The following is a 21807-nucleotide window of genomic DNA, read 5'->3' as shown; positions in this document are numbered from 1 at the left end:
AGTCGGGACCGGAGGAGACGATCCTCGATGGAACTGGCTATTATACGGCCGCATGGATCACAGGCGGGCAGGATACCACGATGCTCGTAAGGGGACTGACCTTTAGGAACACATCAGATTTCGTATGTTATGGGCTTGCTTGTGGGGGAGCCAGTCCACGTATTGTCAACTGCATCTTTCAGGGTTCTTCAGGAGAAGAGCAAAGAGGATTGACTATTGGTCAAAACAACGCCTTGATAAGAAATAATTTATTCATGAATTTAAGAGATGGTCCTGAAATAGCACATTCTTGGGGTGACTTGAGCAACAATATCATTATGAATATATCCGATTGGGCAGTTTTTAATCGGGCTATAAACGGCCAACTACTTGTTCCCGATTACAATCTTCTCTGGAATGCTGGAAGGATCTGGGTGAATGCGGGATGGGGCGAGAATAATTTGATGAATGTGGAGCCTGCATTCGAAGAGGGATCTTACCGACTACGCGCCAATTCACGCGGAGTCGATGAAGGGCGCCCGGATCTCCAAGATCCGGACGGCACACGATCTGACATAGGGGTTTACGGCGGCCCCTATGCCTACTAATGTTCATCACCGTAACCACATCCCTAACAAAGGAGCCAATCATGGCTTAGGGAAATGCAGATGACTCAACAAGAGATCAGGATATGATCTCTGGAGAGGTCAATCATCGGATACTGCGTGTCGATGATGTGAATGTCAACGATAATGCTTCGATCGCCGCGGAGTTCATCAACTCAAGCATCAATGACGATGCTCGGGCGTTGAAGGTGCGGGGAAAGTCCGAGTTTCTTGGATCAATCAACGCAGGAACGAATGGAACCCTCAGTATGGGCGGAGATTCTGCGCAAGTTTCCATCGGGCAGCTGAATCATCGAACTACCGTCGAAGGCGACATGCGGATCATCGAGGAAGTTCGGATCGGCAATTTCCAAGGATCCGGAATGATCGACGCTAATGGCGATCCGAACGGACAGAGTCTCAAAATCGGATCTGACATTTCCACATCGGATGTGGAAATCGGTCGATCGGGCTACAAAGTCGTGATAAAAACCAACCTCCTCGGTGCGAGCGGCACCTTGTCAGTTGGTCCATCCGACAATGTCGGCAAGATCGATTCCGGTGGGACCGGTGTCGCGGCCAAAGCTCTGCACATCGGAACTGGAATTCAAACCGCCGGTGTAAAGATAGGGCGATCAGGCCAAGACGTCATCAACGATGCCAATCTTGGCATCCAGGGCGACCTCTTCGTCGGTAGCACATCATCAGCCGGGAAAATCAACTCCGGGGGGACAGCAGTCAGTCCCCAGGATTTGAAGATCGGAGGAGATTCCGTCACCTCCACTGTCATCCTGGGCCGGTCGGGGAAGACGATCGACTTTAACGGGCTGCTGCGCACCCTCGGCAATGGCATCCTTCTGCTCGGAAACAGCATTTCCGACACCGGAGCGGTCGCTATCGTCCCGAACTCCACCGGACACGGCAACGGTCCCGCCATCGACATCTATTTCAGCGGAGTCCAATCACGCTACGTCGATGCCACCGGGTGGTTCTGAAGCCCGTTATTCCCAGCCCCTGCAAGCCAGCCTTGCCGCCACAGGTTGCATATTGGCTGCATAACAGAACGGGCAGGCGAAGCGCCTGCCCGTTTCTTATTCCCACACCCTCTGCCCCGCCCCTTTTCTACCGCTCCGGCACCACCTTATACCCGTAGCAGAGCAACCCTTCATCCCCCTCCGTGCGCAATTTGCGAAACTCGATCTTCACCCGCATCCCCGACTGCACCTCCTTCGGGTCGATGTCTGCGATTTGCGCCGTGATGCGCGCTCCGTCATCCAGTTCGATTACCCCTAAAGCAAAGGGCGTCAAATCGGTATATTCCGGCGGGGCGACGTGCAGCACCGTCCAGGTAATCACCTTGCCCGTCGTCGCAAGAGTGTGAGGCTCAGCCTGGGCACCGCCCGGATAGACGACTCGCGGCGGGAAAAAGATCTCACCCGACGTGGTCTTCGCACCTTCGTAACGATACCGGCGCGGAATCTCCCGCGCGTAACGCGGTGAACGGATTTTCATAGGATTAGTCCTTCCTTTCGAGAATGTGCACCAGCGCCGATCCGCCGGTTCCGCCCATGTTTTGCGCCAGGCCGCGCCGCGCCTTCGAGAGTTGACGACCGCCAGCCTCGCCCCAGAGTTGCCGCGCAACCTCGATGATCTGCGCAACGCCCGTCGCTCCGACCGGATGCCCCTTCGACTTGAGCCCGCCCGAGGTGTTGATCGGCTTGGCTCCGTCCCGCGCGGTCTGACCCGCCTCGGCGGCCGGCCCGCCCTGTCCCGGCTCAAAGAATCCCAACGCCTCGGTAACCATGATCTCCGCAATCGAGAAGCAGTCGTGCACCTCGGCGAAGTCGATGTCTGACGGCCCGACGCCCGCCATTTGGTAGGCTTTCTGACCCGCGATCTCCGTCGCCTCGAGCCATGTCAGATCTTTGCGCGAATGTAGCGCTATTGTGTCCGTCGCATGACCCGAACCTTTGATCACTACAAGCGGCCGTTTCTTCAGATTTGCCCTGGCCCACTCTGCCGGCGCAAGTATGACCGCCGCCGCCCCGTCGGTGATCGGCGAGCAGTTGAGCAGTCTCAGCGGATCGGCGACCATTGTCGAGTTGAGTACACCATCGAGCGAGACGGTGAACGGATACTGAGCATCGGGATTGAGCGCTCCGTTGGCATGGCTCTTGACCGCGACCGCAGCCATTTGCCTAAGCGTCGTGCCATAGCGCTCCATGTGCGCCCGTGCCATCATCGCATAGAGGCCGGGGAAAGTCGCGCCCTGGTAGCCCTCATATTCCGTATCGGCTGCGGTCGCAAGGGCAAAGGTCGCTTCCTCGCCTGTAACATCGGTCATCTTCTCGACACCGCTCACGAGGACGATGTCAGATAGCCCGGAGGCGACCTCCATCCAGCCAAGCCGGAAGGCCAGTCCTCCCGAAGCACAGGCGCTCTCGACCCGGGTCGCCGGAACCGGCAACAAGCCGGCATTGTCGGCGAGCAGCGAGGCGAGATGCTCCTGCGCCGTGAAGAGCCCGCTTGACATGCAGCCGACATAGAGCGAGTCGATGTGATCGATTCCGGCGTCGGCTATGGCGCGCGACGTCGCCAGCGCGTGCATATCGCGCAGCGACAAGTCCCACAGTTCCCCCCATTTGTGAATGCCGACTCCGATGACGGCGACTTCACGCATTGATGTCTCCCTTTATTGCCTGTTCAAAGTTGTTATTACCACCGGGCAGCGGCGATAATGGTAATGATAATGCTAATGCTAAATGGTGTTCCTGGTTCAGGGAAGATTCAGCATTTCATTAACAACTGCTTGCTTTGTGCCTCTTGGCTCCTCTTACTTCTCGTTGCGGATGATCTTGCCCCGGAATTTGGCATAACGGCCGTAGTCGATGTAGAACTTGTTCTCGTCGAGTTGCGGCCGGGTCAGGGGCGCCATTTGCGGCTTGCCATTGATCTGGTCGGTTACGGTGTAAATGAACGCATCCGAACCGGCGCCCGATCCGAACGAAACCATCAGTATGCGGTCTCCCGGACTCGCAATGTCGAGGATCGCCGTGAGCCCGATCGGAGACGCGCCCGAATAGGTGTTGCCAAGCCATGGCGTCAAGAGCCCGGTCTCCCACTGTTCCTTGATAAAGCCGAGTTTCTTCCCCGCTTCGGTTGGGAACTTGCCGTTCGGCTGGTGAAAGACGACGAACCGGAAGTCGGCAGGCTTCGTCCCGGCTTTTTCCATAATGCCCCTGGCGGCACCGAGGGTGTGCCTGAAGTAGGCCGGTTCGCCGGTATAGCGCCCCCCATGCTGCGGATAGAACTGATGCTCCCGCCGCCAGAAGTCGGGGGTATCGGTCATGAACGAGTAGGTCAGATCGACCGTCGCGATGACGTTGGTCCGGCCGAAAACGAACGACGCCGCGCCCGCCGAAGCCGAGTATTCAAGGGCATCGCCGGGAGCGCCCTGCGAGGTGTCGGCTCCACAGCCGATGCCGTAGTCGATAAGCCCGGCTTTGACCTGGGCATAGGCAACATACATCGCTTCAGTGCCAGCCTTGCAGGCGAACTCGAAGTCCGCACTGTGAACCTCCGGCGTTGCGCCGATGGCTTCAGTCAGCACCGTCCCGGTCGGCTTCACAGCATAGGGATGCGACTCCGATCCGACATAGGCGGCGCCGACCTGGCGACCGGTGATGCCGGCCCGCTTCAGAGCATAGCGCGACGCCTCAATCGACATTGTGATTGTGTCTTGATCGAGGCCGGGGACGGACTTCTCGTAGAGCATCAGCCCTCGTTTGTAACTCTCGGCGTCCGCGCCCCAGACGGCGGCAATCGACTCCAATTTGATACGGTAACGGGGAATGTAAGCCCCGTAACCGACGATTCCGACTTCCGACATAGTTCTTCCTGATAGTTTCTTTCGCGCGTTCCGGCGACCCGATGTTCCGGCGGCCAATGGCAGCGATTATCGAACGGATAATGTTGAAGATTCGCACTTAAATCTCAATTGCGCAATGTATCAATCAGCGGTCGTTAGTCATCCCACATTCCATAGACGCCTTGTGCTCTTTACTCTTCCGACTTCCGCAGCGCTCTCACTTTCAATTGCAGATATTGCCGGTCCTGCCAGTGATTCTCCTCGAGGTGATAGACCAGATCGACCATGCCGCCCGGCTCCATCCATTCGACATTCTCGCCCTGGTTAAAGGCTATCGCATCAAGGACGACGCCGTTCTGTCGCACCCGGAACTTAAGGTGATTGGTGCCTACGATGCGTGGGTATCCAACCACCTCCAAGCCTTCGGATATGAAACTGGGGCGGCTGTTGCGCGGCCCGAAGGGGGCTAACTTCTCCAGCATCGACACTAAATCGCGGTTCATTTCGTGCAGCGCAAGATGATCGTCGATCTTGATTCGCGGTACCAGGTCATCGGGCGTCAATATCGAACCGGCAACTTCATTGAACCGCGCTCGGAACGCAGGAATTCGCTCCGCTTCGATGGTCAGACCTGCCGCATACTTGTGCCCTCCGAACTGCAGAAAGAGGTCCGAGCAGGCTTTGAGTGCGGAGTGGAGATCGAAGTTTGGGATGCTACGCGCCGATCCTTTGCCGATGCCGTTTTCGATAGTTATCAGGACCGTCGGCCGGAAGTAGCGTTCGATGATCCGTGAAGCGACAATGCCGATGACTCCGGGATGCCAGTCTTCGGAGGCAAGGACAATTACCCGATCGCGCTCGGGATCGTATTCCCCTTCGATACGGGCTAACGCATCGTTCAATGTCCGGGTGTCGATCTCTTTGCGCTGCCGGTTCTCATCTTCGAGGATTCCAGCCATCCGGCGGGCCTGCACGGCATTGCGGGTGATCAATAGTTCCACCGCCGGTTGTGCATGACCGAGCCGTCCGACGGCATTAATTCGCGGTGCAAGCCCGTAAATGATCTGTCCCACATCGACCCGGCCGGCTTGCAGTCCGGCACTCTCGACCAGAGTCAAAACCCCTTCCAGTCCGTCCTTGTTCAGTTTCTCCAGGCCGGTTTTAACCAGCACCCGATTCTCATCCACCAGCGGGACAATGTCAGCCGCACTGCCAATCGCAGCCAGATCGAGGTAGCGCTCAAGATAAGACGAATCGAGTCCGAATCGGTGGGCGATTCCCTGTGCCAATTTGTAAGCGACCCCGACACCGGCAAGTTCCTTGAAAGGATAAGGGCAGTCAGACCGCTTCGGATCGATGACCGCATAAGCATCGGGTATCGCTTCGCCCGGCACATGGTGGTCGGAGATGATCACGTCAATGTTGGCAGCCCGAGCGTGAATCGCTTCCTCGATCGAAGTGATGCCGCAGTCCACAGTGATGATGAGGCTGCAACTCCGCTTTGACGCCTCTTCGACACCCGATATCGAAAGTCCATAGCCTTCCGTCGAACGGTCCGGGATGTAGAACGATACAGCCCCCCCAATATCGCGCAGAAAGAGGTAGAGCAGAGCAACTGAGGTGATCCCATCGACATCGTAGTCGCCATAGATCAGGATGTTCTCCTGTTCCCGAATGGCGCGCAGGATTCGCTCGACGGCCTTCTCCATATCTATCAGGAGAAAAGGATCGTGAAGTTGCGCCAGGCCCGGCGCGAGAAATCGTTCGACCTCGCCGGTTGAGACCAGTCCGCGATTCACCAACACCCGGGCTACCGGACGAGGAATGCGGAACTCCTTCATTAATAGGTCGATGGCTGCAGCGTCGGCAGGGACGCTGACCTCCCATCGGGATTCAAGCAACGACACGCAGTAGCGATGTTGACCGGCCGTTCAGGGCCGGAGTGGAAGAGAAGCGGAGGCGGCTCATAAGCCGGATTCTGTTTCAGCGGTCATTCATCTACGGACGACGGGGTCGTCCATGCGACCTACCCGTGGATCAATCAAAGCGGAGCGCTTTGCTGGTCAGCCCATGGGCTGACCATCTCCACTGCTCGGTCTTGCTCCGGGCGAGGCTTGCATCAGACCCGGCTCACGCCGGATCCGGGTGGGCTCTTAACCCGCCTTTTCACCCTTGTCCGCGGGTCGCGGACGGTCTGTTTTCTGTTGCGCTCTCTGTTCCGACAGCCTCCCGGCTGTCAGACCTCGCCTTGCGGCGAGCGCCCGCTCCTGTGGAGTCCGGACTTTCCTCGTCGGCTATTTGCCGACGCGACCGCCCGACCGCCTCCGCTTAGAATTATCGAATTCTAACCCACATCATCATCATCCGGCTACACCGGAGACGTTTGGTGAACCAGTGTCATCACAAGGCGATTATTCTCCCCCCTCACAACCCCTTACCCTCACCAGCCCTTAACCTCTACGAAACCATTATACACCCGCAAACTTCGCAGAGAATAACATCGTCCATTCGGCGCACTTCTGCCTGACGCTGGGGAGGAATCATCGAATAGCAATAACTGCAGGCTCCTTCTGAAAGGTGCGATACTCCGACCCCATCCCGGATCTTGCGGATCCGTTCGTAGTGCGCATAGACCGGTCTCTTCAAGCGGACGACGATCTTCTCCCGCTCATGGGAAAGGGTAAGTTCCTCGCCCTCGCTCTGCCCCATTCGCTCCTGCATTTCGAGGCGGCGCTCCTCATTCTCTGCAAGAACGACGCCATACTTGTCACGAAGTTGAATGATCTCTCTCTTCAGAACATCTTCGCTACCGGTCAACTCGAGCAATTGCCGTTCGAAGTCCGCAATCTGATGCTTGGCTTGCTCTATCTCCGACGATATGGCATCGTATTCCCGGGTCGTCTTGACGCTGAAGATCGTCCCCTGCGACTTCTTGAGACGCTCCTTCGCCTCCTCGACGCCCCGATCGAATTGTTGCCGTCTGGCAGCATTGGCCGAGAGTTCCCCCTCGGCTTTGGCAATGCTGTCTTCGAGCCGCGACAGATCTTTCTTTAGCAAAGCCAACTGGTCGGGCAAATCGCCCTTCTCATCAACCAGTTCCTGCAACGAATTGTCGATCTCCTGCAACCGGGCCAGGAGATTCAAATCATCAAGCACGGATGTCCTCCCATACCTCTGAAATGAGAAAAGCGCGCGGCGGAGTCCACCGGGCGCTTTTCACGAGTTGATTGGGTGTGCGGCGAAGCGACATATTTCGCCCGCCGAACAGACCATTGAATTGGAAATACTTGATAATCATAGAAATATGTCGGTTCGGCAACATTCGGGTGGGCCCACCAGGATTTGAACCTGGGACCGACGGATTATGAGTCCGCTGCTCTAACCGCTGAGCTATGGGCCCCAAAGAGTCCTCACCAGAGACCCGGGTTGGCCGCCTATCGTGCGTCAAATTACTCAAATCGATATCCTATACCAGCCCAAACCGTCCACCTTCCGAAACTCTTGATGCGCGATGCTTGCTCGTCGTTGGCTTCGGTGCTTCGCCACTGCCGGCCGAGTCCGGCTTCAAGGTTCACTTCCGGACTATAATCAAGCGTTCCGACGAGAGAGACTGTCCCCATCCGGTCTATTCGCTCCGAGTGGATCGGGTCGATGAAGGAGGACCGGTCAGTCGTATAGACGCGTCTCGCTACATCGGTTGCAAGTTCCAATGCGCCTTCATACGCAAAGATCAACAGGCTGCGCCGCATCGAGACGTTCCAGCCATCCTCCTCGAAGTCGGCGTTGCCGAGTTCTGAGTCCTCACTTTCGATCACTTCGGGCAGTCGGTCGCCCCGGCTGAATCCGGTGTTGTTATGAACGGCAAAGGAGTAACCCGTCTCAAACCGCCAGTCACCTTGACGCCAGACCCCTCCCAACCCACTCTCGATCACCCGGCCGTCATATTCAGTGAAATAGCGGTTGTATTCATAATCCTTGACCCGAAGTGTGCCCGTCAGTTCATAGCTCCACATTGGACGCCAGGTGAGCGAACCGGTCCACTGCGAAAGCGCGAAATCACACCGCCGGCGAGAGTCGGTATGGCTGTCGAGGTAGTCGCGAATGTAGTAGCGCGGTTCGTAGAAGTAACCTGCCTGAGCAAACAGCATGGCAGCGATATCCTGCCGCAGGTTGAAACTTGCCCAACCGAGGTTCTTCACCGGGTTGCTGTAGTGTGCGCCGAAATTGCCGGTTAGCCGCAGCCGCGTCGTACGACGCCGCGCCCAGTCGATACGGTATTCGGCACTCATCTTAAAGTCTGTGCGCAAGTCATCCAGGCTGCGGATAGAAGTCGAAGGATAGGGTTCGGTGCCGTCAAGGAAACGGTCGAAGTCACGATCCGAATAGTGCAACAGGTTGCTGTCGTAGGTCAGCTTCAAATCGGCGCCGAACGTCACACTTCCTGGTCCCAGTGGCATTGCACCAGCGCCCGAAGCCGCAATTAGAGTCGCAATTGCAACTGAGCGAAAAATCATCCGGCCTTCGTCTTGAACAGGCCCTGCAATAGCGCCGAACCATTGCGCTTCGCTTCCGGCAGTTCGTTACCGAGGCTTTTCCGGGGAATGTAGAACCGGAACAGGACTGTCACCCCGGGATCGGGAGTCGAAATATGGTAACGATGCCGGCCGGCTGGGACGTCGATCTTGAAAGAGTGACCTCGCGATAGCACCTTAACGCTCTTCTCCTTGTAGGAGGCGGCTGCCGATGGCTTGCTCTTAAAGGGCGTCGTTTGCACCAGTTGGGCACCTTCCTTGACCTGCACCCGGAAGGTCTTTTCGCCGCGCATCGTATGATCGAACTCGAGCCTTGCCAGGCCGTTGATACGGGTCGGTCCGATAACGTCAAGTTCCAGCCCGTTGCCGCCTCCGGCACGGTAATAGTGGTACTCTTCTTCCTTGATCAGAATAGCCACTTCCTCAGGTGTCCCGACCGGCTTGAACGAAACCAACGGTTCGCCGGGGCTCTTGGCAGTCCCGTTGGCGACGAAGAACCTGGCATAGACCGTGTTCTTGCCGCTCTTGGGAGCGATAAAGGTGTAGGTATGCTCGCCGGCCGGCACTTTGAATGTGATCGAACGGCTCTCCCCAATGCGTTCAGCCGCATTCTTCGGATTGGTAACCGACTTGATATAGCGGGTGGTCCGGGATAGACGGTATTTCTTACCATCCTCGCGGCTGACATTCAATCCGTAGGTCCGGTGGCTGCTTTTTTTATCCAGCGACGACCGGGTAATGACTTTGAGCGAGGTCGGTCCAGTTACCATGACCTGAACCGGAGTCTTGTCACCAAGACGCCAATAGGAAAGCGAATTCTCTTTCACCTTGAGCGTCTCGGCGTTGCGGCCGTTACCGATCGGCGCTACTGAAAGCCAAGCCGCGTCTGAACGGGCCGTCGCAAAAATGCCGAAAGCCAGCGCCAAGATGCCGATAATAGGTTTCGACATATATTGAACGGCCCCTAAGATTAAACCTAAGATTAAACCAAGGTGTCGGGATCGACCCCGTCTTCGCGCCATTTGTAGTGCAGCCGGTCGAGGTATTTCACTACTGCCAGTAACGCCAGCATCGTAACTGCGGCAATGGCTGCAATGGTCAGGTTGTAGCGTTCACTGGAAAAAAGATCCCCTGTGCCAATATGCGGCAAAGGCAATGCCGAGACCGGAAGATGATAGGATTGCGCCACCGCTACAACATCATAGACGTGCGCCACCGGAACGCTCTGATCGGAGAAAGAGTGAATCACACCCCGAGACGGATAATTCCGCGCCGGGAGATACCGATGCACCCCGGACGGAATCAACTTCCCGTTTTCACGATGCCCGATTGCCGCAATGCCGCCGCCGATGTTGACCACCGCCTGGTAGCGATTCAAGGGCATGATGCGTTCAAAAAGCGCGATTCGAGCCGAGACGTTGGAGGCTAAACTCCCTTCGCGAATCAATGTCATTTCATTGCGTTGGATCGCTTCGAGGATCATCTCCTTGCCTGCATCGGAAAGCCGCAGTCCGCCCTGGTCGTCGGCTCCACCGAGCGACGCGGCTATCGAACGAAAGGGGAAAACACCCTTTTCGCTCAGGATTCGCTCCATATCGAGCCAGGTGAAGTCTGCCGAGTTGGCACCCCACCACGATGACCCAACCGACGTTATTGCCACCGGCACGATGCCCAGCGCCTGGCAAGCGGCGTAGGTCGCAATGTTGGCGCCCGGAATAGAACCGGTCAACAACACGGCTACCGTATCTCCTCTTTCAACGCCGGTCGAGGCGATCATATCGACCATTGCGGCGGCGAAGTTCGGATTGAGGGCTGTGATCTTGTCGTCGATGCGGCCTTCATCGGTGGTGATAGGGCTGTCTTTCTCACCTAACAGCGTAAAGACCAGCGGGTCGGCGATCTCCCGCGCGGCGGTACGGCTAAGGTGGGGGAGACGGTAGGACTGCAGCGCTTCCATTGCCTTTAGCATAGTCCGGGCGGCAGTCAGTTTCACCTCAAAGTTGGATGACCTAACCGTAATGAAGTTGCTCTCAGCCCACCAATAGAGGAGCAGAAACGCGACCGTCAACGCGCCAAGCCAGAAGTTCGATTTGATGGTTGGCCTATACATTTCCGATCACCTCCCCGCCGGTCACCAGGATCACCAGTATCCGCACTGCAGCACCGCCCATCAGGACTGTTGTGATCGTCTTATAGACCCCCTGCCGTTCCATCCAGTTGGCGATAAGACCGGGAATGATGTAGCCGATTGCCTCCAGCCGGATATCGCCGCCGCCGGCGTCGAACATCTGCCGCGATATATAGCCGAGAATGAACCCCAGCAACACTGCCAGCACCATCCGGCGTCGTCCATAGACGAAGACGAAATTGCTGACGATACGTATGCATCCCCAGACGGCAAGAGCTACGACGAGCGTTCCCGCCAGCCGCCAGGGATGATGAAAATTCATTGCGATATAACCGGGGACCACGATGCCCCCGGCTGCGAGGCCGAACACCTCATGAAACAGTAGGCTGAAGGCTACCCCGATGCCGACCGCTATCTCAATCAAGCCTCCTGCCTCCTATGCTTGTAGAAATGCCTGAAGATATCGAGCCCCCCCGCCCCCACGTTGCCGATCGCCAGCACGGTCCCGTGACTTCCCTCAACCATGTCGAAGAGTTGGTCATAGACCTTCTCCGGCGCAATCCATCCCAGCCCCAACGCCTTCTCGCGGGGGATGTTGTATCGGGGGAGAAAGGAGAGAAACCGGCTCAGACTCTCCCCGGTCAGGATCATTTTGTCGAAAGTGATATTACCAGCGGACATCTCAATCAACTGGATGCTGCGATCCTGTCGATCGGCTCGAGAGTTGAGCAGGATGATAAACGTCCCGAGCGGCGCGAACCGCTCGACGATCTGGTGGTAGATTTCAAGCGTCGATTCGGGATCATTTGCTGCCATTGCGTTGACGAAGAGAAGGTCTTTGCCACGCTCGTGACAACGGGCGATTTTGAGCGCTCCGGCATCCGGCGCGGACCGGTACATTCCTTCCAAAGCCGTCTGCCGGTCGATGCCGACATATTCGCAGACTGCAAGCGCCAGCCCGACATTGGCCGGATGCTCGATATGCCCAAATCTCTGCAGTTCGTCTCCGGTAATTCCGCCTCCGCCGACCCGTCGCGCCTCGACGCCCTGAAAGTCGGCTACTTCTTTGAGAACCCTGAAATTGGTCTTCTCGGATGTGAAGAGGATCGGGGGAAGGGGCTTGCCCTTCAGAACGAACGGCCCGCCGGCAGGCTTGCCAGCCGGCACCGAGTTGGCGAGCGACCGGGCTATTTGCTCCCGGAACTTCCCCATCTCATTGATATGGTCGAGCCGTGCGTTGGTGATGACGCCGATGTGCGAGCGTATAATCTGCCTCTCGCAGATGTATTGATACTCCGGCAGCACGGCCATGCATTCGATCACCATCGCTTCCGGCTTGCGGCGCTCGAAGTATTTGAGAATCTTGACTTGTTCGATAATGTTGGCGCGCTGATCGCGGACAATGGGAACTTCCCGACCCTCGAAATCGATGATCCTCGGCAGGGTTCCGGTCGTCTTGGCCATTGTCTTGATTCCACCGGCTCTTAGTCCGGCAGCAATCAGGCGGGTTACGGAAGACTTGCCGCGCGTCCCGTTGACGTGGATGCGCAGGGGGATTGCTCGAAGACGGCGTTGATGACCCCGATACTCCAGCACGCCGTAGGCAAGCAGTCCCAAGAGGACCAGAATGAGGACGATCATCGCGCGTCACCGGCACTAACAGCCTCCCGGCGGGACCTAATCGTCACCTGCCGGTTCGCCTCATCCGATTTCGTTCTCCGCAGTGCTTTGACCTGGAAACGACGACTAAGTTGCTCGTGCATTCAGTGCAGGTTGTTCGTCCGTTAGATCGCCCAAGTGACCGTTGGGATGCCCGACTCCCCTATTAACTCAGAGGTAGTCAACTACCGGGTTAGTTTCTGAAGGAATAACTGATGATGACCTTCGATGCGGCGTGAGAAAACGACCATCGAACCGTCCACCGAAAATTGCGGATGATGGGCATCGCTCGTTGCATCGCCGAGATCTTGCAGCATCGAGGTGGCCGGGTTGAAAAGACAGAGTCGGTAATCTTCCCCGTTCTTGCTGACGGTCAATGCGGCAATACCCTTTTCCTGGCTGTAAGCCAGGGACCCGACCTGAAGTGAACCGGGAAGGAGCGGCACCAGCGACTCATCAGACCGGTTGAACCGTGCTAAATGCCCGTCCCGGGTCCGGCAGAGGATAGTCGTCTCATCGACGATGACCGGTGATGCCAAGCCCTTTTCCCCCCCCACTACAGGTTCGCCCCCCGAGCCATCGAGACCGGAGATCATTACCGACACCGGCTCCCGATACAAGTCTTCATCCCCTCCTGCGCCGGTACTGGCAAGGTAGAGGTAACGGGAGTCCCCCGCAATTGGTGTCGCACCCCACTCATCACCACTGCTTGTAGTCAACTGCCGCGTCTCGCCCGTCGTAGGGTCGAGTATATAAATATCCCTGGCATAATCTCCGCCGCCGCTGCGGTCCGAGGTGAATATCAGTCCGCTGCCATCAGGCAGCCAGCGTGGAGCCTCATCATTGGCTTCGCTCTCGACCAGCCGCGATTCCGACCCGTCGGAGAGGCTGTGCTGATAGACCTGCCACCGCCCGTCCCGGTTGGATGTAAAGACGACTGCCGCGCCGTCGGGCTGAAAAGCCGCCAGGCCATTGTCGGCTTCGCCGCTGGTGAGTTGCACCGGATCGCCGTCTTGAGCAACGACTACGCCGATCTGATACTGCGGGCCGGCATCCTCAGACGTCGCCTTGACGCCCGGCTTGGTTCCGCCGCAACCGCTGATGACGGCTGCTGCCAACAGCAGCAGCCCAATGAGCCTGACCCGTTCGGTCATATGCCTTCCTGACTATTCGACCGGAAGAGTGCCTATCATTGCAATCTAACGATTTCCTCTTGAGCAATCAATAGGACAATCGCTCTATTTGCGGAATCACGCAAATTCGCCTGCCTGCAACATGTCACTGCTCGAAGGCGGGGTTGACATCGTAGCCTGCTGCGCGCATCACATTGCTCATCAAGATTGCCACCGTCATCGGCCCGACACCGCCGGGCACCGGAGCAATTGCCGACGATCGCGGCTCGACTTCGGTAAAGGCGACATCGCCAACGATACGGTAGCCGCGCTTCTGGCTCGAGTCGGGCAGCCGGTTGATGCCAACATCGACCACTACCACACCTTCCTTGACCCAATCGCCCCGTATCAACTCCGCCTTGCCGATTGCGGGGATCAGGATGTCACCTTCCCGGCAGACCGCCGGCAGGTCGGGCGTCCGGGAATGACAGACCGTGACGGTCGCATCGCCGCCGCGCGCCTTCAACATCATCATAACGGCGAGCGGACGGCCTACAATAACCGACCGGCCGATGATAACCACCCGTTTCCCGGCCGGTTCGACGCCATAAGCAAGAAGCAACTCAACCACCCCGGCTGCAGTGCAGGGCTGAAAACGTGGCTTGCCAATATAAAGGAGGCCTACGTTTTCGGGGTGAAAGCAATCGACGTCCTTGAGTGGCGACACCATCCGCTGAACCTCGATCTCTTCGAGGTGACCCGGCAGCGGGCTTTGAACGATCAAGCCATGTACCGAGTCGTCCTCATTTACATCCCGCACCGCGCGGCGTAAGTCCTCCATGGAGGTCTCGGCGGGCAACTTATGATGACGGAAGCCGATCCCCATCTCCTCACAGGCTTTCTCCTTGGCCCGGATATAGACCGTCGAAGGCAGGTCATCCCCTACTTGCATTGCGACGAAGAATGGCAGCGGCTTTCCAGCGGCGCGTCCCTCTTCCAAAACCTTCTTGAGTCTAATCCGCAAAGTTGCGGATAGACTCTTCCCATCCAGGATTATGGCCACCGCGTTCGATCCCTCTGTTGAAAACCCTGATAGTAATGATAATATAGGAGATAACTGTAAAGCACCGGCGGTGCGCCGATAGTCCCTAACGCTTTTGTTAGGCCAAGTGCGGTTCGATAAATCCCCCTGCTGAGCGCCGCCCTCCGCCACCGTCCGCTCCAGCCATCAACAGTTATCCGCTCGAACTTCATCAACTCACTCATTTCTGGATAGCGGATCATAAGTTGCGGTAGCGTCGTTCGCCCAAAACTCTCCGCCACTTTGAGCGACTCCTCAAGCGTCCGGACATGCAAATGCAAAACTTCCAACTCGGGCGCAAAACTCAATCTAACACCCACCTTGCGCAGCCGGAATCCCAAATCGATATCCTCGCCATAAATGGCTAAACTTTCGTCGAATCCGCCGCACTTAACCAGGAGATCGCGGGGGACAGAGGAGTGAATCGTCAGGAAGTGATGGCCGGGAATCTCACGCCCCGGCGGCAGCCGAACTGCGCCCCGCCTCTCAAGAAATCGTGTCCAGGCTCTCGTTTGCCCCTGCTTCCTATAAATAATACGTCCCAGGAGGGCTTCCTGCTTGCCGGTATGACGTTCGCTGTGACCCTGCACCAGATCATTCGGCGTTACAACATCTCCATCAAGGAAGAGAATCAACCTGCCGGACGTGGCTTCTATACCCCTATTGCGCGCCGAACTACGGCCCTGATTTTCTTTAAGATGAATGACTTCTAATCGCAGCGGCCCCTGATAGGCGTCGAGATAGTCGCCTGTCCCGTCGGTCGAGCCGTCATTCACAATCACCACCTCGAAGGCTGCCGGATCCGGCAACTGCCGTTCCAGTGAAGCAATATACTGTTTCAGAAACGGCAATTGGTTAAACGTCGGCGTAACGATCGAAACTTCGTCAGGTAGCATGGTGCTCCCGGACGATCTTATCAAGCACAGCCTCCAACGCGTCGGCGCTATGATCCCAAGTGAACCGATCCCGGGTATCAATTCCGCCGGACGCAAGTCTCGCGCGGAGGTCCCTGTCACGTGCCAGCCGTATAATCGCATCGGCTATCGTTTGCGGTTCACGCGGCGGGACGATCAGCGCGTTCACCTCATCTCTCAGAAACTCCCTGATGCCGCCCGAGTCGGTCGCCACGACCGCAACTCCTGTTGCCAGCGCTTCAAGCGGAGGCAGCCCAAAGCCCTCTGCCCATGAGGGATGGACGAAAATGTCTGCGCGACGGTAGAGGTCCGCCAATTCGGCATCGTCGGCTGGTCGGACGACTTCGCAGGCAAATCCGGGTTTGTCAATCGTAAGGTTTTCGTTCGTCGCGACGGTCAAACGGAAGGCTACACCATCAGACTGAACGACTTTTAATGCGGTCAGTAAGTCGGGCAGTCCCTTGCTGCGCATCCTGCGACCGATGGTTAGAATGTTAATGACGCCGGACTCGTCCGCATGGTCCGTTACCAGGTAGAACGATTGTAGATCATACCCTCCGGGGACAATGGCAATCGGGCGTCTTCCTACCGCGGCTACCACCCGTGTCGCTGTCCAATGCGAATTGACGACTATTGTCGTCTTCCCAAGGCTGAAAAGCGCCACTTGACGGTAAAGGCGACGAAGTAGCCGCGACCGTAGCAGCGTTCCGTCATCGAAGAAGTTTAGGTCATCGCCCAGGACGTAGTTCACTGCCGGACGGCCGGACAACCAGCCTTTCATATATGCAACAAGCGCTAAAGTCGGCATCGAGCCGATAAAGACATCTGCCTCAAGCCTCGCTGCGAGGAAGAATAGTGGAGAGACTAATGCCGCAATCAAGGGATTCCCAATTTGAGGGCCGCTCTCGACGACCGAGATGCCTTCCGGCACCGGCATCCGTTGCCGGCCTCGCGGTATTACGAGCGTTACCTTATGCCCCCGCTGCACCAGTCGCCGGCCCAGTTCAAGGGCCGTCCTGGCGCCTCCCCCAAAATGCAGATTGGGCAGGTAATAGACGATCTTCAGATCAGCCCCGCTTCGCGATAGTAGCCGTAGAGCGCCTCCATCACCGCGTCGAGGCTATGCCGCTTGCGAACCCACTCCAAACCGGACGCACCCGCCTCCTGCCTCAGTTCCGGCTCGTTGATGAGACGCTCGAGCGCCGACCCGATATTAGCTTCGTTAGCATCGAAGAAGGGATGGCTGCCGAGGAAGGCGGCGGTCTCTACGCTGATCCTGGTTACCGTCGGAATGCCCATCGCGAGCGACTCAATCGAACTCATGCCATAGCCCCAGCCGCCCCGGTCGGTGATTTGATCGACGTAGATATCGCAGTCGGCTTTGATCCGAAGCGCCTCTGTGTGAGGCAAGCCTTGCATCATCACCCAATCGACCGGGTAGCGGCGTGCCAACCGTTGCACTGCAGCGGCGATGATGTCGCTGCCCTTCAGGTTGTTGCGCGCGGCGTGCCCGATGCGGATACGGCCGTCCTCAGACCTGATGCGCCGGGGCATCCTATCGACTTCGATAGGCAAGTAGAGATATTTCATCCCGGGAAGATAACTGAGGAGGTCAATCTCAGAGGTGAGATTGAGGCGGGAGTGTCGGTGGACGGCTTCGATCAACCCCCTATCGCGCAGGTCGGTGCCGTGATAGAAACAGACGATCGCTTTGTCGCGAGCAGCCAGTTCGCCTGCCCACCGTCCGTCGCGATAGGGATCGACACCTTGCTCGAAGTGATAGATGTCGAAGTCGTTCAGACCATGCCGCGCGATAGCCCGCTGGATCTTTGGGTTGTTTATCTGGTCCCGCCACTTCTGGAAGAACGGCTCGAGCCAGCCTCCGGGCTGCCAGATCGGAGGTCGCGCCGGGGTCTCCAGACGGGGCACGCTATGCTTCGCCTTCAACCAAGGTCCCAACCTCGCAATCCACCACGCCGTCGGCATGGCATGCAGATCGAGGCATATATCCTCCTCGAAGGCGTATTTTGTGCGGTAGAAAAGCAAAAAGCGCGCTTCATTGCCGCGCGCTTTGTGCCCCTTGACGAAGAGTCCGAAGCCGCCGGAAACATTCTCCGGGGCCACATACAGAACTTTCAAGACGATGCACCGGCAAGCGACGCAAAGAGCGGGCTGACCGGCTCAGCTTCGATTTCGCCCACCAATCTCTCCGGTGGACAGAAGCCGAGATCGCAGAAGATGCCCGACACCAGGTCAAGCGGCACTTCCTCGTAGTATTCATTCACGACGTTGAGGGTGTCGGCTTCGTCTTCGGCGATCTCGCGGGGATTCTGCGGCAGGCATCTGAGGTAGGGGCGCATACCGGGCGAGAGAAACTTGTCGCTGCTGACAAGCGAGATGAATGGAATGCCGACCGCCCGGCAGAGCATCGCCAATGCCAGACTGCCTACCTTATTGACAAGCCCTTGACTCGATATCGAATCACCTCCCACCCAGACCGCATCGGCTTCCGTTACCCGCGACATCAATGCCGCATCGGTGAAAAGCGTGATCGGGATGCCAGCTCCAGTCAACTTGCGTGCCAGAAACAGACCTTCGTTTACGGGCCTGCCTTCGCCACAATAAACCATCTGCGGCCAGCCGAGTTTCGAGCACTCCTCGATCATCTGCGTCACAGTCGAACTGTTGGAATAGGCGATTAGTTTGCCTTGTGCCGGGGGCAGTTCGCCCAGCCGTTCAAGCATCTTCTCGGTGAGCCGGCTGCGTCGGGCGGCAAGGTGCGAAATGCTCTGTCCAAACGCCTCCCAATCTCCATTAGATGCTTCGAAAGCCGTTGCCGTCCGATTAAGCAAATTGAGCACCGGAGCCATCGTCGGCTGACCGCGCGCCAGCCGCTTGACACCCCGCTTCAATAGATGGTCGGCACCGTCGTCATCCTCCTGGCCCAATTCGGCGATGGATGCAAAGAGTTCGATGATGTCCCGGACGATCTCCGCCGCGCCCCTTCGGTGATCCAGGGCAAGGTTGTCGATCAGTCCGTTTAGATAGTCATACAACCGTCAGCGAAACAGTTTTGTAAAGTCAAAGGTGTGGTATTCCGACAGACAATACTGGCAGCCGTTGAACTTCGGAACATGGTCGTTGTCGCACATCCGTTTTACCGAAGAGAGACTGAACAACTTCTTCCGCTTATCATCCGGAATGTTCTTTATGCGGCATTCGTAGCGCACGAAGGACATATCGTGGATGATCATCTTCTCGGTGTCGGCAAGATACATAACCGCTCCGACTTGGATTGATATTCCAGATGCCGCGAGTGAGTCGCGGCGATTACCTAAAACCAGCTTGATTACCTTTGCCGTCAGGAAACTATTCAGGGAATCTGCCATACGATCGACCTTCGGGTCCGATTGCCAGACCGGTCACTGACGGCGATGACTAACTCATGTTTACCGGCACCCAGCGCTTTAGGTGGCCGATAAGAGATACGAGCCCGGGGTTGATCATATTCGGCAGGGACTTTGCGGCCATCGAGATACACCTCGATGCCGCGATAAGCGATGCCTGACAGTTCGTCCTTGACCATAGCAGATAGTTGCGGCTGCGGTCCAATCCCCTTCTCATGCGAAGGTGAAGAGATCGCAATTGTCGGCGCGGTCGTATCACGAACCAAAGCAAACCGCTCGAGGCTGGTCGCCGGCGCGGTCAGAAAACCTCCTTCCGTCTCTGCACCCAGAAAGACCCAGCCTCGTCCATCGCGAAAGTAATAGACACCCCAGCCTAGTTCGGTGGTGCCGTTTTCACTGCGTCGCAATTTGACTGCCAATCGGCCGGCGAGAGCCTGATCGCGTGGCTCGAGACGGACAACCGTTTCGACGAATCCGGGGTCTTCAAATAGTTGCTCCCGCTCGAGCCGGACAAGAGTCCCGTCATGAACCGTTCCAGGCAGGAACTCGGCGACAGCCAAAGAGTCGTCCGACAGTAGTCGTAACGAAGTTTCCGGAGTCGCCCATCGCACCTCAAAGTCCCGCTTCCCGATGGCAACACCTTTGTGATCGACAGCCTCGATAGTCGCTACCCCGTCCATCCCGTCGAACGGCTTCCACGCCGCCGCGACACCCCCACCAATGGAAATGGCCGGGATCTGCAGATCCAGGTTTCTGATCTTGAAGTGCGCCACCCCCGGCGGCGCAGCGAGCCGAATGAAGCCATCGAAGACTTCAATCCCGATACGCTCCCGAGCCCCTTGACCATTACCATTTAGAGTTACGAGTGACTTGCCTCCGACCGACCTAGAGGTGTCTTCCACCTGATCGCTTACGAGCCGCATTTTCAACGACGATCGGTTCCTGTTGACATCGCTGAAGACGATCTCGACGTCGATCGGGAAGGCGTCTCCGAACCCGGCGTCGATAATGCCAACGCCTTGACCTAATGGGAGGCGGTTGCCCTCAGCCCGGTATAGTCGATGATAACTCCCCTTACCCCTCCGCTGAAGCCTATAGTCCCGCTCCAATTCGATCTGTCGGGAGTCGGCGTAGTCGAACCAATCGAAACTGGTCGTCCAATACACCTCTCCCCCGACATACAACTCAATCCGGTGCACCGCCAGTTCGTTGGTGGCGTTGTCGGTCTGGTCGTAAGCATCTACCGAGATGCCGATGCGGCCGGTCGCTCCGATGGGATCGCCCGGTTCGTAAATGCCGTCGGGACGCCTTAGGAGCCGCGAGTAGAGCCTCGGTTGGTAATCCCCCTCGACCGACGATTCGGCGTCAAGTGGGGTCAGAGCCAGAGCAACCGGAACCGGAGGTCGTTGGTCGGCAATCGCAAATCCCGACAGCAAAGGATTACGGGTGATACTGTAGCCTTTCCGCATCTCAAAGTGAAGATGCGGATGGGTCGTTCCCGAGACGCCGCTATGTGCAATCACCTCTCCGGCGCGGACAGGATAGCCGCTGTCGCCTTCCCAAAAGAGATCGACCTCAAACTCACCGGTTCGCTCCTGAACCTCCCGCACCCGGGCGTCTATCCCGGCGGCAAAACGGTCCAAGTGTGCATAGGCGGCGATCCGTCCGTCGGGTAAAGCCAGATAGAGTGCCTTACCGTAGCCTGTGGACTGAACCTTGACTCGCGATATACGGCCGTCGGCAATGGCGACACAGGGCACCGACCGGGCGCCCCAGGTCTTGATGTCTATTCCGGCGTGGAAGTGCCCCGGACGGAACTCACAGAACGACGCCGAGAGACCCGGATCGGTCTGAAGAGGCCACCTAAATGGTGGAATGACCTCTGGAGAATTCGATTCAATCGATCCAGCGCGCCCTTCCGTCAATAGCAGCACCTTCACGCCGATCAGGCATATGGCTCCGGCGACCCTGATAACCGCGCCTTCAAGAAACCGCACCCGATTACCGCCCACCGCTCTCCGCAGTCAATCGGTCGAGTTCCCTGCGCACCGCTGCTATATGGCGGCTGGCGGGAAAGTCGCGCAAGAACCGGCTCAGTTCCACTTTGGCGCTGTCGTTCCAGTTCAACTTTACATGACAAACAGCGACCTTGAAGCGAGCATCCTCCTCTTTGTTTGACTGCGGCGTCACCAAGGTTCGTTCAAAAGCCATCAGCGCTCGAAGATACTCTTTAGCCCCATACCAGCACTCGCCCTCCCAATAGATACAGTTGGGACGAAGACTGCCGGCATCGGATCGTGCCGATAGCGCGGCGAAAGCCGCAGCAGCGCTTTCGTAGTCCGAGTTGCTCCGGGATGCCTGATACTTTTTGAAAGCCCGATCGTAGTCATCCTGAAAAGCCGCCAAACCGGCTGATACCACAAGGAGCGGCATGAGCAACAACAACACGCAACGACCACTATATACTGGAAGATGCTTCAGTTTCACCATTAGACTTGCCCCTTTGGGAAAACTCTCCCCCC

At 57.3% G+C, this 21807-nt stretch carries 20 protein-coding genes, 1 tRNA gene and 1 other RNA gene; 1 reads left to right on the top strand and 21 read right to left on the bottom strand.

Annotated elements, in window-relative coordinates; translation table 11 throughout:
• Positions 1–670: 670 nt before the first annotated feature.
• Positions 671–1579, top strand: a complete 909-nt coding sequence (locus tag FJY67_02505) for a hypothetical protein (protein ID MBM3328330.1) — start codon at positions 671–673, stop codon at positions 1577–1579.
• Positions 1580–1706: 127 nt separating this feature from the next.
• Here FJY67_02505 and FJY67_02500 read toward each other — a convergent pair whose 3' ends face one another.
• The 21 genes from FJY67_02500 to FJY67_02400 form a co-directional block, all read right to left on the bottom strand.
• On the bottom strand, positions 1707–2096 hold the full coding sequence (locus FJY67_02500) for a Zn-ribbon domain-containing OB-fold protein (GenBank protein ID MBM3328329.1): 390 nt from the start codon (positions 2094–2096) through the stop codon (positions 1707–1709).
• A gap of 4 nt (positions 2097–2100) precedes the next feature.
• A complete protein-coding gene (locus FJY67_02495) occupies positions 2101–3264 on the bottom strand; it encodes a thiolase domain-containing protein (protein ID MBM3328328.1) in 1164 nt (387 codons plus the stop codon).
• Between the two features lie 153 nt (positions 3265–3417).
• On the bottom strand, positions 3418–4473 hold the full coding sequence (locus tag FJY67_02490) for a hydroxymethylglutaryl-CoA synthase (protein MBM3328327.1): 1056 nt from the start codon (positions 4471–4473) through the stop codon (positions 3418–3420).
• A gap of 170 nt (positions 4474–4643) precedes the next feature.
• Positions 4644–6353: a single-stranded-DNA-specific exonuclease RecJ gene (gene recJ / locus FJY67_02485; GenBank protein MBM3328326.1), complete on the bottom strand. Its 1710-nt coding sequence runs from the start codon at positions 6351–6353 to the stop codon at positions 4644–4646.
• 50 nt (positions 6354–6403) lie between these two features.
• An RNA gene (rnpB, locus tag FJY67_02480) (RNase P RNA component class A) lies at positions 6404–6778 on the bottom strand.
• Positions 6779–6909: 131 nt separating this feature from the next.
• Positions 6910–7608: a hypothetical protein gene (locus FJY67_02475; protein MBM3328325.1), complete on the bottom strand. Its 699-nt coding sequence runs from the start codon at positions 7606–7608 to the stop codon at positions 6910–6912.
• Between the two features lie 168 nt (positions 7609–7776).
• Positions 7777–7852: transfer RNA gene (locus FJY67_02470), tRNA-Met, on the bottom strand.
• 49 nt (positions 7853–7901) lie between these two features.
• The gene (locus FJY67_02465; GenBank protein ID MBM3328324.1) at positions 7902–8909 is read right to left on the bottom strand and encodes a hypothetical protein; all 1008 of its coding nucleotides are present in this window, start codon (positions 8907–8909) and stop codon (positions 7902–7904) included.
• A 53-nt stretch (positions 8910–8962) separates the two neighbouring features.
• Complete coding sequence (locus FJY67_02460) at positions 8963–9934, bottom strand: hypothetical protein (protein MBM3328323.1); 972 nt, start codon at positions 9932–9934, stop codon at positions 8963–8965.
• A 32-nt stretch (positions 9935–9966) separates the two neighbouring features.
• Complete coding sequence (gene pgsW / locus FJY67_02455; GenBank protein MBM3328322.1) at positions 9967–11094, bottom strand: poly-gamma-glutamate system protein; 1128 nt, start codon at positions 11092–11094, stop codon at positions 9967–9969.
• Positions 11087–11536: a poly-gamma-glutamate biosynthesis protein PgsC gene (gene pgsC, locus FJY67_02450; GenBank protein MBM3328321.1), complete on the bottom strand. Its 450-nt coding sequence runs from the start codon at positions 11534–11536 to the stop codon at positions 11087–11089. The genes pgsW and pgsC overlap by 8 nt, the downstream gene beginning before the upstream one ends.
• Positions 11533–12753 (bottom strand): poly-gamma-glutamate synthase PgsB, encoded by a 1221-nt coding sequence (gene pgsB / locus FJY67_02445; protein MBM3328320.1) that lies wholly within the window; start codon positions 12751–12753, stop codon positions 11533–11535. Before pgsB ends, pgsC begins: the two co-directional genes overlap by 4 nt.
• 203 nt (positions 12754–12956) lie before the next feature.
• Entirely contained in the window at positions 12957–13925 is a 969-nt protein-coding gene (locus FJY67_02440; protein ID MBM3328319.1) for a hypothetical protein, read from the bottom strand.
• A 124-nt stretch (positions 13926–14049) separates the two neighbouring features.
• The gene (locus FJY67_02435; protein MBM3328318.1) at positions 14050–14940 is read right to left on the bottom strand and encodes a bifunctional 5,10-methylenetetrahydrofolate dehydrogenase/5,10-methenyltetrahydrofolate cyclohydrolase; all 891 of its coding nucleotides are present in this window, start codon (positions 14938–14940) and stop codon (positions 14050–14052) included.
• A complete protein-coding gene (locus tag FJY67_02430) occupies positions 14937–16001 on the bottom strand; it encodes a glycosyltransferase (protein ID MBM3328317.1) in 1065 nt (354 codons plus the stop codon). Before FJY67_02430 ends, FJY67_02435 begins: the two co-directional genes overlap by 4 nt.
• Entirely contained in the window at positions 15850–16866 is a 1017-nt protein-coding gene (locus FJY67_02425) for a glycosyltransferase family 4 protein (protein ID MBM3328316.1), read from the bottom strand. The genes FJY67_02430 and FJY67_02425 overlap by 152 nt, the downstream gene beginning before the upstream one ends.
• A 74-nt stretch (positions 16867–16940) precedes the next feature.
• On the bottom strand, positions 16941–18017 hold the full coding sequence (locus tag FJY67_02420; GenBank protein ID MBM3328315.1) for a glycosyltransferase family 4 protein: 1077 nt from the start codon (positions 18015–18017) through the stop codon (positions 16941–16943).
• Entirely contained in the window at positions 18014–18934 is a 921-nt protein-coding gene (locus tag FJY67_02415) for a hypothetical protein (protein MBM3328314.1), read from the bottom strand. Before FJY67_02415 ends, FJY67_02420 begins: the two co-directional genes overlap by 4 nt.
• A 3-nt stretch (positions 18935–18937) precedes the next feature.
• Positions 18938–19156, bottom strand: a complete 219-nt coding sequence (locus tag FJY67_02410) for a hypothetical protein (protein ID MBM3328313.1) — start codon at positions 19154–19156, stop codon at positions 18938–18940.
• Positions 19157–19251: 95 nt separating this feature from the next.
• Positions 19252–21297, bottom strand: coding sequence for a M23 family metallopeptidase (locus FJY67_02405; GenBank protein MBM3328312.1), 2046 nt, complete (start codon positions 21295–21297; stop codon positions 19252–19254).
• Positions 21287–21775 (bottom strand): hypothetical protein, encoded by a 489-nt coding sequence (locus FJY67_02400; protein ID MBM3328311.1) that lies wholly within the window; start codon positions 21773–21775, stop codon positions 21287–21289. Before FJY67_02400 ends, FJY67_02405 begins: the two co-directional genes overlap by 11 nt.
• Between the last annotated feature and the right edge of the window lie 32 nt (positions 21776–21807).

This window comes from Calditrichota bacterium (assembly GCA_016867835.1).
In the GTDB taxonomy this organism is placed as follows: Bacteria; Electryoneota; AABM5-125-24; order Hatepunaeales; family Hatepunaeaceae; genus VGIQ01.
Note: the sequence above shows the minus strand (reverse complement) of the source record. Positions and strands in the feature narration are given on the sequence as shown.

Excerpts from the sequence above, each read along its gene's own strand:
- FJY67_02500 (MBM3328329.1), bottom strand. The coding sequence starts at position 2,096 with ATGAAAATCCGTTCACCGCGTTACGCGCGGGAGATTCCGCGCCGGTAT.
- FJY67_02490 (MBM3328327.1), bottom strand. The coding sequence starts at position 4,473 with ATGTCGGAAGTCGGAATCGTCGGTTACGGGGCTTACATTCCCCGTTAC.
- FJY67_02495 (MBM3328328.1), bottom strand. The coding sequence starts at position 3,264 with ATGCGTGAAGTCGCCGTCATCGGAGTCGGCATTCACAAATGGGGGGAA.
- FJY67_02465 (MBM3328324.1), bottom strand. The coding sequence starts at position 8,909 with ATGCCACTGGGACCAGGAAGTGTGACGTTCGGCGCCGATTTGAAGCTG.
- FJY67_02460 (MBM3328323.1), bottom strand. The coding sequence starts at position 9,934 with ATGTCGAAACCTATTATCGGCATCTTGGCGCTGGCTTTCGGCATTTTT.
- FJY67_02505 (MBM3328330.1), top strand. The coding sequence starts at position 671 with ATGATCTCTGGAGAGGTCAATCATCGGATACTGCGTGTCGATGATGTG.
- FJY67_02430 (MBM3328317.1), bottom strand. The coding sequence starts at position 16,001 with ATGCGATTATACGGCTGGCACGTGACAGGGACCTCCGCGCGAGACTTG.
- pgsB (MBM3328320.1), bottom strand. The coding sequence starts at position 12,753 with ATGATCGTCCTCATTCTGGTCCTCTTGGGACTGCTTGCCTACGGCGTG.
- FJY67_02400 (MBM3328311.1), bottom strand. The coding sequence starts at position 21,775 with ATGGTGAAACTGAAGCATCTTCCAGTATATAGTGGTCGTTGCGTGTTG.
- FJY67_02440 (MBM3328319.1), bottom strand. The coding sequence starts at position 13,925 with ATGACCGAACGGGTCAGGCTCATTGGGCTGCTGCTGTTGGCAGCAGCC.
- pgsW (MBM3328322.1), bottom strand. The coding sequence starts at position 11,094 with ATGTATAGGCCAACCATCAAATCGAACTTCTGGCTTGGCGCGTTGACG.
- FJY67_02410 (MBM3328313.1), bottom strand. The coding sequence starts at position 19,156 with ATGTATCTTGCCGACACCGAGAAGATGATCATCCACGATATGTCCTTC.